At 55.7% G+C, this 12,673-nt stretch carries 14 protein-coding genes and 1 pseudogene; 11 read left to right on the top strand and 4 right to left on the bottom strand.

The genetic code is table 11. The annotated features are described in order from the left end of the window. Positions 1 to 16: 16 nt before the first annotated feature. The 4 genes from hypD to mobA all read left to right on the top strand — a co-directional run bounded on the left by hypD (position 17) and on the right by mobA (position 3,729). Positions 17 to 1,102, top strand: a complete 1,086-nt coding sequence (gene hypD / locus MOTHE_RS10795) for a hydrogenase formation protein HypD (RefSeq protein WP_235551374.1) — start codon at positions 17 to 19, stop codon at positions 1,100 to 1,102. 1 nt (position 1,103) lies between these two features. After that, on the top strand, positions 1,104 to 2,120 hold the full coding sequence (hypE, locus tag MOTHE_RS10790; protein ID WP_011393663.1) for a hydrogenase expression/formation protein HypE: 1,017 nt from the start codon (positions 1,104 to 1,106) through the stop codon (positions 2,118 to 2,120). 130 nt (positions 2,121 to 2,250) lie between these two features. Further along, entirely contained in the window at positions 2,251 to 3,033 is a 783-nt protein-coding gene (fdhD, locus tag MOTHE_RS10785; RefSeq protein ID WP_011393662.1) for a formate dehydrogenase accessory sulfurtransferase FdhD, read from the top strand. 99 nt (positions 3,034 to 3,132) lie between these two features. After that, positions 3,133 to 3,729: a molybdenum cofactor guanylyltransferase gene (gene mobA / locus MOTHE_RS10780; protein ID WP_011393661.1), complete on the top strand. Its 597-nt coding sequence runs from the start codon at positions 3,133 to 3,135 to the stop codon at positions 3,727 to 3,729. A 31-nt stretch (positions 3,730 to 3,760) separates the two neighbouring features. Here mobA and MOTHE_RS10775 read toward each other — a convergent pair whose 3' ends face one another. The 4 genes from MOTHE_RS10775 to MOTHE_RS10760 all read right to left on the bottom strand — a co-directional run bounded on the left by MOTHE_RS10775 (position 3,761) and on the right by MOTHE_RS10760 (position 7,214). After that, positions 3,761 to 3,967 (bottom strand): DUF6485 family protein, encoded by a 207-nt coding sequence (locus MOTHE_RS10775; RefSeq protein WP_011393660.1) that lies wholly within the window; start codon positions 3,965 to 3,967, stop codon positions 3,761 to 3,763. A gap of 103 nt (positions 3,968 to 4,070) precedes the next feature. Next, complete coding sequence (locus MOTHE_RS10770; protein ID WP_011393659.1) at positions 4,071 to 4,829, bottom strand: LytR/AlgR family response regulator transcription factor; 759 nt, start codon at positions 4,827 to 4,829, stop codon at positions 4,071 to 4,073. Further along, positions 4,819 to 6,186, bottom strand: coding sequence for a histidine kinase (locus MOTHE_RS10765; protein ID WP_011393658.1), 1,368 nt, complete (start codon positions 6,184 to 6,186; stop codon positions 4,819 to 4,821). Before MOTHE_RS10765 ends, MOTHE_RS10770 begins: the two co-directional genes overlap by 11 nt. A 38-nt stretch (positions 6,187 to 6,224) precedes the next feature. Beyond that, complete coding sequence (locus tag MOTHE_RS10760; RefSeq protein ID WP_011393657.1) at positions 6,225 to 7,214, bottom strand: AMP-binding protein; 990 nt, start codon at positions 7,212 to 7,214, stop codon at positions 6,225 to 6,227. 350 nt (positions 7,215 to 7,564) lie between these two features. Between MOTHE_RS10760 and MOTHE_RS10755 the strand changes: the two genes are divergently transcribed. From MOTHE_RS10755 to MOTHE_RS13955, 7 genes and pseudogenes are all read left to right on the top strand, one after another. Next, complete coding sequence (locus MOTHE_RS10755; protein WP_011393656.1) at positions 7,565 to 7,951, top strand: holo-ACP synthase; 387 nt, start codon at positions 7,565 to 7,567, stop codon at positions 7,949 to 7,951. Between the two features lie 4 nt (positions 7,952 to 7,955). Continuing rightward, on the top strand, positions 7,956 to 9,548 hold the full coding sequence (locus tag MOTHE_RS10750) for an NAD(P)H-hydrate dehydratase (RefSeq protein ID WP_011393655.1): 1,593 nt from the start codon (positions 7,956 to 7,958) through the stop codon (positions 9,546 to 9,548). Next, positions 9,520 to 10,641 (top strand): alanine racemase, encoded by a 1,122-nt coding sequence (alr, locus tag MOTHE_RS10745; protein ID WP_053095108.1) that lies wholly within the window; start codon positions 9,520 to 9,522, stop codon positions 10,639 to 10,641. The genes MOTHE_RS10750 and alr overlap by 29 nt, the downstream gene beginning before the upstream one ends. 106 nt (positions 10,642 to 10,747) lie before the next feature. Further along, positions 10,748 to 11,023, top strand: coding sequence for a CopG family ribbon-helix-helix protein (locus MOTHE_RS10740; RefSeq protein WP_011393653.1), 276 nt, complete (start codon positions 10,748 to 10,750; stop codon positions 11,021 to 11,023). A gap of 1 nt (position 11,024) precedes the next feature. Further along, the gene (locus MOTHE_RS10735; protein ID WP_011393652.1) at positions 11,025 to 11,375 is read left to right on the top strand and encodes a type II toxin-antitoxin system PemK/MazF family toxin; all 351 of its coding nucleotides are present in this window, start codon (positions 11,025 to 11,027) and stop codon (positions 11,373 to 11,375) included. A 13-nt stretch (positions 11,376 to 11,388) separates the two neighbouring features. Then, the gene (locus tag MOTHE_RS10730) at positions 11,389 to 12,090 is read left to right on the top strand and encodes a gamma-glutamyl-gamma-aminobutyrate hydrolase family protein (RefSeq protein ID WP_011393651.1); all 702 of its coding nucleotides are present in this window, start codon (positions 11,389 to 11,391) and stop codon (positions 12,088 to 12,090) included. A 148-nt stretch (positions 12,091 to 12,238) separates the two neighbouring features. Continuing rightward, a pseudogene (locus tag MOTHE_RS13955) lies at positions 12,239 to 12,628 on the top strand (response regulator). The last annotated feature ends 45 nt before the right edge of the window (positions 12,629 to 12,673 follow it).

Below are 12,673 nucleotides of genomic sequence, written 5' to 3'. Positions count from 1 at the left end.
ACTAAGCAGGAAACTCATGGGCCGGGTTGCCGCCCTGGCAGATGAGGTTGCGGAACGCCTTGGGCGGCCGGCAGTTTTTATAGAAGTATGCGGTACACACACAGTGGCTATTTCCCGGCTGGGATTGCGGAGCTTGCTGGCAGGTCGCGTAGAATTGCGAAGCGGCCCCGGGTGTCCTGTTTGTGTAACTGATCACCAGGAAATCGATATGATGGTCGATCTGGCCCGCCTGCCCGGGGTTACGCTGGGAACCTTCGGGGATATGTTACGCGTTCCCGGCAGCCGGTCTTCCCTGGAGAGGGAACGCGCCGGCGGTGCCGACGTGCGCATTTTTTACTCGCCCCTGGACGCAGTGGCCTTTGCTGAAGCCAACCCGGAAAGAGAGGTCGTGTTTTTAGGGATTGGTTTTGAAACGACTGCCCCGGCAGTCGCTGCAAGCCTTGCGAGGGCCCGGGCTAAAGGGGTGAAAAACTTTAGTCTATTTTCGGCCCATAAACTCATCCCCCCGGCCCTTCGCGCCGTTCTCAGTGACCCCGAATTAAAACTGGACGGGCTTATCTTGCCGGGTCATGTTAGCGCCGTTACTGGCAGGCGGGCGTTTGACTTTATCGTTAAAGAGTATGGCCTGCCGTCAGTAATCAGCGGCTTTGACCCCATGGATATTCTGATTGCCCTTCACGAGCTTTTGCTTCAATTGCTCCGGGGCGAGGCCCGGGTTGCCAACAAGTACACGCGGGTAGTGCGGGAAGAAGGTAACCTGGATGCTCGCAAGCGCATTGCGGAGTGTTTCGAGGAGGTCGATGTCCCCTGGCGCGGCCTTGGAGTTATTCCTGAAAGCGGACTTTCACTACGGGAAACTTTTCGGGATTTTGATGCCCGATTTAAACTAAATATAGAACCGGCCCCGCCAACACCTCTTTACCCGCCAGGTTGTGCCTGTAAAGAAATTTTACGGGGAAAACTTTTACCCCCGGAATGCCGGCTATTTAGTAATGTATGTACACCTGTCCATCCTGTAGGCCCCTGTATGGTTTCCAGTGAAGGGGCCTGCGCGGCTTACTATCGATTTGAACGTTTTTCTCCAGTTGGAGGTGGCATTTAGGATGAAAGAGAATGGCAGGGATATTGTTTTGCTGGCTCACGGTGACGGGGGTGCCCTTACCCATGAACTCATTAATAACCTTTTTCTTCGTCACTTTGAAAGCAATATCCTGAAAACGCTCACCGATGCGGCGGTTTTTTCCGGAAATGAAGGGAGAATGGCCATCACTACGGATTCCTTTGTTGTCGATCCGCCTTTCTTCCCCGGGGGGGATGTGGGAAAACTGGCGGTTTGCGGTACGGTAAATGATCTGGCGGTCAGCGGCGCCCGGCCCATCTATCTCACGGCTTCTTTTATTTTAGAAGAAGGACTGCCCCTTGCCGATCTTGAAAGCATTGTCCAATCTATGGCCGGGGCCTGCGGGGTCGCGGGCGTAGAAATTATCACCGGGGATACCAAGGTGGTTGAAAAAGGTCATTTAGATAAAATTTTTATTAACACCACCGGTGTCGGTTATATTTTTCCAGGAGTAGATTTGGGTTACCACCGGATTAAACCCGGTGATAAAGTTTTAGTCAACGGCAGCCTCGGGCAACACGGTATCGCGGTACTTTGTAAACGGTATGGCTTTGATTTTGCAGGACAGGTCGTGAGCGATTGTGCCCCGCTGAACGGCATAACCAGCCTGCTTTTAAAGGAAATCCGGGGGATCAAGATAATGCGGGATCTTACCCGGGGTGGCCTGGCAACAACCGCCAAAGAAATTGCGTCAGCCTGCGGTTTAGATATCTGGCTGGACGAAAATTGTATTCCTGTCGATGCCGGGGTAAAGGGTGCCGCCGAGATGCTGGGACTGGATCCCCTCTACCTTGCCAACGAGGGGAAGTTTATGGTTATTGTCAGCCCGGAAGAAGCAGAAAAAGCTGTAGCGGTAATGCAAGGGCATGAATTGGGAAGGGATGCTAGTATTATAGGCGAAGTCAAACCTGGCAAGGGGAACGTTTATCTCTCCACCTCCCTTGGAGGTACTAAACTCTTAGATCTTATGGCTGGAAGTCCTCTACCACGAATTTGTTGAGTATTGACCTGCCATCCAACGGAACCTCTCCAGGTTTGTCTACCCGCAGGTTCTGCCTCCGGTTATGATGGACTGCTGTAGCAGGAAGAAGTAAAATCGGTTGAGGAAAAGCGTCAGGAGGGATACCCTGATGACAGTTGAAATGCCATTTATTGATTATCCAGTGACCTTAATTAGTCGCGGTGAAGTCCAACGAGAAAAAAGCACTGTTACCGTAGAATTTCCGTTGCAAATAGTAGTAAACGGCCAGCTGCTTGTAAACCTCCTCTGTACCCCGGAACATATGGAGGAGCTGGTGACGGGCTTCCTTTATTCTGAAGGCATTATAACATCGTTAGCGGATATACTCCATCTTAAGATAGAAAATGGAAAGGCTGAGGTCCAAATCAAAGGCGAGTTCAGAGGGGGTGAAGGGTGGATACCCACGCTTACCACGGGTTGTGGCCAGAACGTAAGCTGGCAAAATAAGAAAACAAGGGACTGCATATTTGAAACCCGGATCAGTTCGCAAATAACTGTAGCCGCCGAAGATATCACTGGCTTGATTGATGAACTCCAGAGAATATCAGTCCACTATCGCAAGACCCATGGGACGCATGGGGCGGCACTGGCGGATAAAAGTGGTATTATCATTTTTAGGGAAGATATCGGTCGCCATAATGCCATTGACAAGGTAGCAGGTAGTGTTTTATACCAGGGATTAACTACCGATGATAAACTGCTTCTTACCACCGGTCGAATTTCATCTGAAATTCTCACCAAAGCAGCCAGGCTAAAAGTACCGTTCCTTATTTCCCGTTCAGTTCCCACCGACTATGCAATTCAGCTGGGCGAACTTCTGGGGATTACAATTGTGGGTTTTGTCCGGGGCAAAAGTCTCAAGGTTTACAGCCACAACTGGCGAGTGAATTAGCTATATGGTAACTACTGTTAATGAAGTTGTGGCCTTTTCATGCTGCGGGTTGACTGAGCTTGCGAACTGGTTTAGTTGAATAAAGGTAGGTGGTATATAATGAAAGCCGGCGGTATAATTTTAGCAGGCGGAAAAAGTTCGCGGATGGGTACTAATAAAGCTTTACTGCCTGTTGGCGCGAAAACGATGATTGAGACGATAATAAGCGTGCTCCGTCCTCTTTTTCCGGAAATAATTGTTGTTACCAATGAGCCGGAATTATACCAGCATTTGGAGGTGAGGCTGGTCAAGGATATAATTCCGGCCAAAGGACCTTTAAGCGGTATTCACGCCGGGCTCTCGGTCTCTCCTTACAAGTATAATTTTGTAGTGGCCTGCGATATGCCCTTTATCGAGCCCAAGCTGATATCGTATATGGTTGAACATGCAGATGGTTATGACGTGGTAGTACCCAGGGCAGGAGAGTACCTGGAACCTCTGCATGCCGTTTATTCCAAAAATTGTATTCCCTTTATCGAAGATTGCTTGAAGAAAAATGTTACTAAAATCATTGCTTTTTATCCTGAGATCCGTTTGTACTGCCTGGACGTGGAAGTGTTAAGGCGTTTTGGTGATGTGACCAGGATGTTTTTTAACCTCAATACTCCGGCTGATCTGGCACAGGTTTCTATGAAGAAAGCCAGTAAGGATTGGTAACAGGGATCGTGAAGTCATTTGCGGATATGCCTCAAGCTTCCCGCTGACAGGCTACGAAACGCTCAATGCTGCGATCATACGTCCGTTCTACTTCCGGCGGGAACAGGCAGCCCGGTAACTCGCCGTACTGGCGGTGAAAGGTTATACACTCACAACATTTACCCTTACGGCTGCACGGTTCATAAGTGCAGGTGCACTTTTCCGTATTGGCTTTAATGCTGCACTGGGCCACTTGCATCAACCTCCCTGGCAATTATAGCATACGCTGCCCTATCCCCGCTACTGCCTCAAAGAGGATTATTGCAGCAGCAGGGTATGGCCTTTAATTCCTGCCGGATGGATTAGTTAATACCCAGGAGGCTCTTTAGCTTCCGGGCCTGGTTGCGGCTCACAGGGACCTCGCTTTGCTGTTTGTCGGCCATGATCAGGGTATAAGTACCGTTAAAGAAGGGGACCAGCTCGCGCACCCGGTTCAGGTTGACAATGTAGCAGCGATGGCAGCGGAAGAAACTCCGGGGGTCCAGGCGGCTCTCCAGCTCCTTGAGGGTGAAACGGGTCAGGTACTGATCGGTCGAGGTCTTCAGGTAGACGTTATCCCCCTGGGTACAGGCGTAAATAAGGTCATCCTGGTCCAGGAGGATGGTCTTGCCTTCCTTTTCCACCGGGAGGCGGTTCAGACGACCTTTGCCACCATGAGCGGCCTCGCCGGCCGGTACCGCCGGCTGCTGGCGCTGTTCCACCAGGCGCCGGACCTTATCGATAGCCTGGCGCAGGCGTTTTTCATCGAAGGGCTTTAAGAGATAGTCTACAGCATTGACCTCAAAGGCCTGCAGGGCGTATTCCTCATAGGCCGTGACAAAAATAATAAAGGGCGGGTTGGGTCGTTTCTGGATGGCCCGGGAGAGCTCCAGGCCGTTCATCCCGGGCATGTTGATATCGAGGAAAAGGATGGTATAATCAAGGGCGCTGACCAGGTTTAAGGTCTCCCGGGCATTGGTAGCCTCGCCGACAACTTCGATATCCTTAAATTCCTGGAGCATAAAACGGAGTTCCTGGCGTGCCGGGTATTCGTCATCGACAATCAAGGCTTTAAGCGTCATTGGCTAGTAGCTCCTTTGCCGGGGTTTCCGGGACGGTTTCTTTGACCATGGCTGCTTTCAGAAGTGGTACCCGCAGGATCACCGTGGTACCTTTACCAACCTCGCTCATCAGGCGCAACCCGTAATCCTCACCATAAAGGCTCTGAAAACGCAGGTTAACGTTACTGAGCCCCACGCCGTTGCCTGACCCGTATCCCGGTTGCGTCACCAGGTTGATCTTTTCGGCCGGGATGCCGACGCCGTCGTCCTTGACGGCCAGGTGGAGTTCGTGCCCCGCCAGGCGGCCGGATACCTTGACCGTGCCCCGCCCTTCTTTGGCCAACAGACCATGGTTAACGGCATTTTCCACCAGGGGTTGCAGGCTGAGGACTGGAATATGGTACTCCAGCAGTTCCGGCGGCACGTCCTCAAGGTAGCGGAATTTATTGCCGAAGCGTGCCTTTTCCAGTACCAGGTAGGTACGAACACAATCCAGCTCTTCCTGCAGGGTAGTCAAGCTGCCGTGGCGGCTCAAGGTTTGCCGGAAGAGTTTGGCCAGGCGGATGAGCAGGCGCCGGGCCCGCTCCGGGTCCGTCCGGCTGAAGCTAATGATGGTGTTCAGGGTATTAAAGAAGAAGTGAGGGTTAATCTGGGCGTTGAGGGCCTCCAGCCGCGCCTCGGTGAGGAGCTGGCGCTGGCGGTCCAACTCGGAAAGCTCTATCTGCAGGCTCAACAAATTGGCCAGGCCGACGGCCAGGCGGACAATCTCCGGCTGGAAAACCCCCTCCCTGGTCTGGTAGAGTTTGAGGGCGCCGACAATCTCATCCCGGCACTTCAGGGGGACGATAACCGCCGATTTCAGGGGACAATTGCAGCCTGTACCATACCGGGGGCAGCAGAGGCCCTGGGGAGTGTGGACAACCTTCATGCGCCCGGTGGCAATGACCTCTTTGGTGGCTTCCGTGAGAATCCGGTCCCCCGCCTGGTGCTGGTCGCATCCTACGCCCAGGAAGGTCAGGACCCGCTCCCGGTCGGTTATGGCTATGGCCGGCACTTGGGTGAGGTCCTGGATTATATCGGCCGTTTTGGCCGCCGTAGTTTTATTTAACCCGCCGCGTAAAACCGGCAGGGTCTGGTCGGCAATCTGCAGGGTGGAGACAAAAATACTGTCAGTATTAAAATTGGCGTCTTCCTCTATCGGCCGCTGGGGTAAAGAACAGGATAGCCCCTGGAAGTATATTGCCAGGCCTGCTCCCAGGGCGTTCAAAACCACGAAGGCAAGGAAAACCGGGAAGGGCGGTACGCGGAAAAAAAGTACTGCCGTCAGAACTTCGCTGATGGTTAAAGTAGCAAAAAGCAGGTAAACCTTACGGCCCATACCCGCCCTCCTTAATATTAGATAGATAATAAGAAAATTTAGAAAGAAAATCCTAACCTTTGTAATTTCATGCTACACCGAAGCGGCCTTTTTGTCAATCGGGCATAAAAACCTCCCGGGTTACCGGGAGGTTCGGTTTCAGGCCTCATCGGCGTATGGGAAGTGGTGGCTGTACCTACCAGATAGCCGCCCGTGGTATGGACCACACCTTTGGGTTTGCCGCTGGTGCCGCTGGTATGGAGGATAAAGAGGGGGTCCTCAGCCTCCATGTGTTCCGGCGGAGTGTACAGGGGAGCCGCGGCCATGAGTTCGTGCCACCAGAGGTCCCGGCCCGGATGCATATTTACCCTTTCGCCGGTACGCTTGGCGACAATGACCCGCTCGATACTGGGGGCTCCGTCCAGGGCGGTATCGGCGCTCTCCTTTAATCCAACTATCCGGCCTTTACGGAACCCCCCATCGGCGGTAATGAGTATTTTGGCGCCAGTATCATTGATCCGATCCCGCAGGGCGGCGGCACTGAAGCCGCCGAAGACCACGTTATGGACGGCGCCGATGCGGGCGCAAGCCAGCATGGCGATGGGTAGTTCCGGGATCATGGGTAAATAGATGGCAACCCGGTCGTCCCGTTTAACCCACAGGGAGCGCAGGACGGCTGCAAACTTGTTTACCTCCCGGTAGAGGTCGCGGTAGGTAAGGACTACAGCATCCCCGGGTTCCCCTTCCCAGATAATGGCAGCCTTGTTCCGGCGCCAGGTCTCTACATGCCGGTCCAGGCAGTTATATGAGGCATTTAGGGTACCGCCGTTGAACCACCAGGCCAGGGGGTAATCCCATTCCAGCACCCGGTCCCAGCGGCGGAACCAGTGGAGCCTGGCGGCCTCCCGGCCCCAGAATTCTTCCGCACTTTCACCTTCCCGGTAGAGGTCGTTATCCCTGGCGTTGGCCGCCGCCGCAAAGGCCGGCGGGGGCGGGAAGGAACGGTTTTCCTTTAATAAAGCTTCAATGGTCCGGGCGTCTTTACCCATTGAGGTCACTCCCTTCGTGTATTTCTATCTTAAGACCGGGACTAAAAAAAGGAAAGGCTTTCGGCGTTAAAGGTCGCCCGGACGGCCTTAAATGTAAATAGGGGGGACTGAGCGGGCAGGGGAGGAGGTAACGGCCCTGGCTTACCTGTCCGCGGCCTTAGCCGTCCTTTTCGGGGCGCACCCGGGTTGTTTCGCCGCCCGGACCGGGTCCCTGGGCCGCACAGATGCATGTAGCGTTGTTAGTGGTCCTGCCGGCCAGTTAATTTCTACAAAAAGAGAAGGTTTTTCAACATTGTTGCCGAATAAGCTTTAAGGGAATTAAGGAGCAGGTAAATGGTTAGGATGGGATTATGCTAGAGGCCGGGATAGACATCATTGAAATCAGCCGTTTGGAGCGCTCTATAAAACGCCACCCCCGCCTCCTGGCCAGGGTATTTACACCGGCGGAGGTAGCCTATTGCCTGGCCCGGCACCGGCCCGGGGCTTCCCTGGCAGCTCGTTTCGCGGCCAAGGAGGCGGTAATGAAGGCCCTGGGGATAGGGCTGGGCCGTTGTTCCTGGCAAGATATTGAAATCACCAGGGAACAGGGTGGGCGACCGCGGGTAATCCTCCATAACCGGGCCCGACAGCTGGCCCGGGAACTGGGGGTGGGTGAGATAACCGTCAGTCTCTCCCACTGCCACGCTTACGCCGCAGCGGTAGCTCTGGTTGAAAGTTCATTTTCGGAAGAGGGTTAAAGCCATGTACCTGGTAACGGCAGCAGAGATGGGACAGCTGGATCGCCTGGCGTCCAGCGAGTACATGATACCCAGTATCGTCTTAATGGAAAACGCCGGCTTGCGGGTGGTAGAATCCATCGAGCGCCACTTTCAGGGCCAGGTAGCCAACCGCCGGATTTTAATCTTCTGTGGTAAAGGCAACAATGGCGGCGACGGCCTGGTGGTCGCCCGCCATCTCCTGAACCGGGGGGCCGAGGTCAAGGTCTTTCTTCTGGCCCGGCCGGAGGATATAAGGGGCGACGCCAGGACCAACCTGGAGATTTACCAGAAAATGGGCGGCAAGCTGCTATTGCTCCTCGGGGAGAGCCACCTGCAGCGGGCCGACATCGCCCTGCTCTATGCCGACCTGGTGGTGGACGCCATCTTTGGTACGGGCTTTAAAGGGGCGGCCATGGGGCTGCCGGCCGCCGTCATTAATATGATCAATAAAGCCCACCGGGAGACGGTGGCCGTGGACCTGCCCTCCGGGCTGGAGGCGGATACGGGGCGTTGCTTCGGACCCTGCATCCAGGCCACCTGGACGGTTACCTTCGCCCTGCCTAAACTCGGCCTGGTCGTCGAGCCAGGAGCCAGCCTGACCGGCCGCCTGGAGGTAGCCGATATCGGCATTCCCCAGAAACTCGTAGCCACCCAGCATTTTAACCGGCGGCTCCTGACGGCCGCCTGGTGCCGCTCCCAGTTGCCACGTCGGGAGGCCAGCGGCCACAAGGGTTTATATGGTAGGGTCCTGGCGGTGGGCGGTTCACCGGGTCTTACCGGCGCTATTACCCTGGCGGCTACGGCCGCTTTAAAGGCCGGGGCCGGCCTGGTAACGGCTGCCGTCCCCCGGGGGGTTCAGGGTATCCTGGCCATGAAAACTACCGAGATCATGACCATGTCCCTGCCGGAGACGCCGGCGGGGGCCTTAAGCCGTGACGCCCTGGACCCGCTCCTGGAGCGCCTGGCAGAAGTCGACGTCCTGGCCATCGGCCCGGGCCTTTCCCGGGACCCGGCTACGGTAGACCTGGTAAAAGAGTTGCTTCCCCGGGTACAGGTGCCGGCGGTGGTAGACGCCGATGCCCTGAACGCCCTGGCGACAGATACGAGGGTCCTGACCGGCGATCATGGCCCCCTGGTCCTGACCCCGCACCCCGGAGAAATGGCCCGCCTGCTGGGAACTACCGCCGCCAAGATCCAGGAAGACCGCCTGGAGATAGCCGCCAAGTACGCCCGGGAATGGCAGGCGGTCCTGCTGTTGAAGGGTGCCCGGACAGTTATTGCCTGGCCGGACGGGCAGGTATATATCAATCCTACCGGTAACCCCGGCATGGCTACCGCCGGCAGCGGCGATGTATTGACAGGGATTATTGCCGGGCTTGCAGGTCAGGGGCTTAAGCCCGGGGTGGCTGCCGCCCTGGGAGCCTATCTCCACGGGGCGGCCGGGGATGAAGCAGCCAGGCAGCGGGGCCAGCGGGCCATGATGGCCGGGGATCTGTTGGACTTTTTGCCATACGTCTTGCGTAACCTGGAGGAGGAGGTAGAGACTATTGTCGCGGCCGGTTTGGGCCGAGATTGACCTGGAAGCAGTGGCCCGCAATGTCCGGGCCATTAAAAAGATACTGGCGCCGCAAACAGAAATTATGGCCATCGTTAAAGCCAATGCCTACGGCCACGGGGCCGGGCCGGTGGCCAGGACAGCCCTGGCTAACGGCGTCAGCTGGCTGGGTGTAGCTACCCTGGGTGAAGCCCTGGACCTGCGGCGGGAAGGAATTACTGCCCCGCTTCTTATTTTGGGCTATACCCCGCCGGAGGATGCCGGGCGGGTGGTAGAGGCCGATATTTCCCAGACGGTCTTCAGCGTTGACCAGGCCCGGGCCCTGAACGCCGCCGCCGCCGCTGTAGGTACCAGGGCCCGCCTGCATTTAAAGATCGATACCGGTATGGGCCGGCTGGGTTTTCTGCCCCGGGAGGCGGTGACTGCGGCCCGGGCTATAGCGGATCTGCCCCATGTCACCCTGGAAGGTATTTTCACCCACTTTGCCGCGTCCGATGCCGCTGATAAGACCTACACCCAGCGGCAGCTGGGCTTATTTCAACAAGTGATTGCCGAACTGGAGAAACAGGGCATAACCTTTCCCTGGCGCCATGCAGCCAACAGCGGGGCCATCATCGATCTCCCCGGGACCCACTTTAACCTGGTCCGCGCCGGGATTATCCTTTATGGCCACTATCCCTCGCCGGAGGTCCAGCGGGAGAGGCTGGCGTTAACGCCGGTGATGACGCTAAAAACCAGGGTAGTCCTGGTAAAGGAGGTGCCGGCCGGGTCGTATATCAGCTATGGCTGCACCTACCGCACCCCCGGTCCGGCCAGGATTGCCACCCTCCCGGTGGGTTATGCCGACGGCTATTCCCGTCTCCTTTCCAACCGGGCCGAGGTCCTGGTCCGCGGTCGCCGGGTACCGATCGTCGGCCGTATCTGTATGGACCAGTGCATGATAGATGTTACAGCTATACCGGAAGTCCGGGTTGGTGATGAAGTAGTCCTCTTCGGTCGCCAGGGAGGACAGACTCTGACGGTAGAAGAGGTGGCGGCCTGGATGGGGACCATTAACTACGAAATCCTGTGCCTGATATCCAAGCGCGTGCCACGTGTATATCTTCATAGTTAAAAAATAGCAGCCTGAATGTTTCTTGCGACCTTGCACTGGTAATCCTTTACCGCTATAATTAGTTATATCGTGCCGGTAATAAAACCATTTGAGGGGGTGCCCTTTTTTGCCAGGTGTCAAACGGATTATGATCAGCTTGCCGGAGAGCCTCCTGGCCGAGGTTGACGGCCTGGCGAACCTTGAAAAGCGTAACCGCAGCGAGTTTATCCGGGAAGCTATGAAACTATATATTACCGAGCGTAAAAGGCGCAATATCCGGGAACAAATGAAACGGGGATACCAGGAAATGGCACCTATCAATTTAGCCCTTGCAGTGGAAAACTATGATGTAGAGAATGAAGTACAAAGATACTACGATAAAAGCCTGGCGGAGTGTAAATAAGATGCTGGTACGGCGCGGGGATGTCTTTTACGCCCATCTCAATCCGGTGGTCGGTTCCGAGCAAGGCGGAACCCGCCCGGTACTTATCATTCAAAATGACATTGGCAACCAGTATAGCCCCACTACTATTGTGGCCGCTATTACTTCCCAGATTGCCAAGGCCAAACTGCCCACCCATGTGGAAATCAGCGCTGCCAAGAGCGGCCTGGAGCGCGATTCTGTTATTCTGCTGGAACAGATCCGCACCATAGACAAGAGCCGCCTCAAACAAAAGGTGGCCGTCCTGGATGATGAGATCCTGGAAAAGGTGAACCGGGCCCTGGAAATAAGCCTGGGACTGGTGGAAGTATAAACGGGAGGAGATCATGGCAAAACCCAGAATCGGGCTTACTTGCGATCTGGATCCCGAAAGGGGCAGGATTGTCCTGCGGGAGGGTTACTGCCGGGCGATCCTGGCTGCCGGGGGCCTGCCGGTTCTTTTGCCCAATGTTCCCCCGGAAAAGGCGGCAGGATACCTGGAAATAGTTGACGGGCTCCTTTTAACCGGCGGCGGCGATATTGAGCCGTCCTTTTTTGGTGCCCGAGCAACGGCCAGTCTCCATAAGGTCCTGCCCCAGCGCGATGCCTTCGAACTGGCCCTGACCCGGGCCGCCCTGGCCGGAGGGAAACCCATCCTGGCCATTTGCCGGGGTATCCAGGTGTTGAATGTGGCTGCCGGCGGTGATCTATACCAGGATATCCCCACCGAGGTACCGGAGGCCCTCAACCATGACCAGGAGCAGCCCCGGCACGAGCCATCCCACCTGGTCACTACAATACCCGGCACCCGCCTGGCGCGGCTTTTAGGGCCGGAGGCCGGGGTCAATAGCCTGCATCACCAGGCGGTGCGGCGGGTGGGGGATGGCTTGCGGGTCGCGGCCCTGGCGCCTGATGGTGTGATCGAGGGTATAGAAGGCCAGGGAAAAAGTTTGGTCCTGGGCGTCCAGTGGCACCCCGAGGACCTGTATCCTGGGGATGGTCGTCAGAAAGCTTTGTTTGAATATTTTGTCGAGATAGCCGGGGGATAACGTTTGCCCCAGATATTTTTTCCATAAGTTTGCAGGAAATTGGTCACTGGTTGTCGAACCATATATAAGGAAAGGGAGGTAAAGCTCTCCACGGCTGTTTACTGGAACCGATCACTAATATTTTTTTAACAGGGAAGGCGTATCGAACTTGCCACGGTTGCTGGTAGTTGATGATCAAAACGGGGTTCGTGCCCTTTTGCAGCTGGTTTTCGGGGAAGAGGGTTACCAGGTGGCCCTGGCCGTCAATGGCCGGGACGCCATCCGCCAGGTGGAACACTGGCGCCCGGATGTGGTGGTAATGGACGTTAAGATGCCCGTCATGGGGGGGCTGTAGGCCCTGACGAGGATTAAGGCCATGGCGCCGGGAACGGCAGTGATTATTATGACGGCCTATGTGGAGGAGGCTTCCCTGGAGGAAGTCTGGAGCCTGGGAGCTGATGATTTTATTTATAAACCCTTCGACCTGGAGGAATTAAAGGCCAAAGTCCGGCGCGTCCTGCCCGTTGAGGAACCAGATTGCAGGAAACTGGCACCCTGATAACGAAGTATAAAGCCGCCTGGCTATCCCACCGGGTGGCTTTTA

Source organism: Moorella thermoacetica (genome assembly GCF_001267405.1).
GTDB classification, from domain to species: Bacteria; Bacillota; DSM-521; order Neomoorellales; family Neomoorellaceae; genus Neomoorella; species Neomoorella thermoacetica.
The sequence above is the reverse complement of the archived record's forward strand: the minus strand, read 5'-3'. Positions and strand labels throughout refer to the sequence as shown.

What these genes read in the sequence shown, in the direction of transcription:
- hypD (WP_235551374.1), top strand. Translation starts at nt 17, where the DNA reads ATGGGCCGGGTTGCCGCCCTGGCAGATGAGGTTGCGGAACGCCTTGGG.
- hypE (WP_011393663.1), top strand. Translation starts at nt 1,104, where the DNA reads ATGAAAGAGAATGGCAGGGATATTGTTTTGCTGGCTCACGGTGACGGG.
- fdhD (WP_011393662.1), top strand. Translation starts at nt 2,251, where the DNA reads ATGACAGTTGAAATGCCATTTATTGATTATCCAGTGACCTTAATTAGT.
- mobA (WP_011393661.1), top strand. Translation starts at nt 3,133, where the DNA reads ATGAAAGCCGGCGGTATAATTTTAGCAGGCGGAAAAAGTTCGCGGATG.
- MOTHE_RS10775 (WP_011393660.1), bottom strand. Translation starts at nt 3,967, where the DNA reads ATGCAAGTGGCCCAGTGCAGCATTAAAGCCAATACGGAAAAGTGCACC.
- MOTHE_RS10770 (WP_011393659.1), bottom strand. Translation starts at nt 4,829, where the DNA reads ATGACGCTTAAAGCCTTGATTGTCGATGACGAATACCCGGCACGCCAG.
- MOTHE_RS10765 (WP_011393658.1), bottom strand. Translation starts at nt 6,186, where the DNA reads ATGGGCCGTAAGGTTTACCTGCTTTTTGCTACTTTAACCATCAGCGAA.
- MOTHE_RS10760 (WP_011393657.1), bottom strand. Translation starts at nt 7,214, where the DNA reads ATGGGTAAAGACGCCCGGACCATTGAAGCTTTATTAAAGGAAAACCGT.
- MOTHE_RS10755 (WP_011393656.1), top strand. Translation starts at nt 7,565, where the DNA reads ATGCTAGAGGCCGGGATAGACATCATTGAAATCAGCCGTTTGGAGCGC.
- MOTHE_RS10750 (WP_011393655.1), top strand. Translation starts at nt 7,956, where the DNA reads ATGTACCTGGTAACGGCAGCAGAGATGGGACAGCTGGATCGCCTGGCG.
- MOTHE_RS10735 (WP_011393652.1), top strand. Translation starts at nt 11,025, where the DNA reads ATGCTGGTACGGCGCGGGGATGTCTTTTACGCCCATCTCAATCCGGTG.
- MOTHE_RS10730 (WP_011393651.1), top strand. Translation starts at nt 11,389, where the DNA reads ATGGCAAAACCCAGAATCGGGCTTACTTGCGATCTGGATCCCGAAAGG.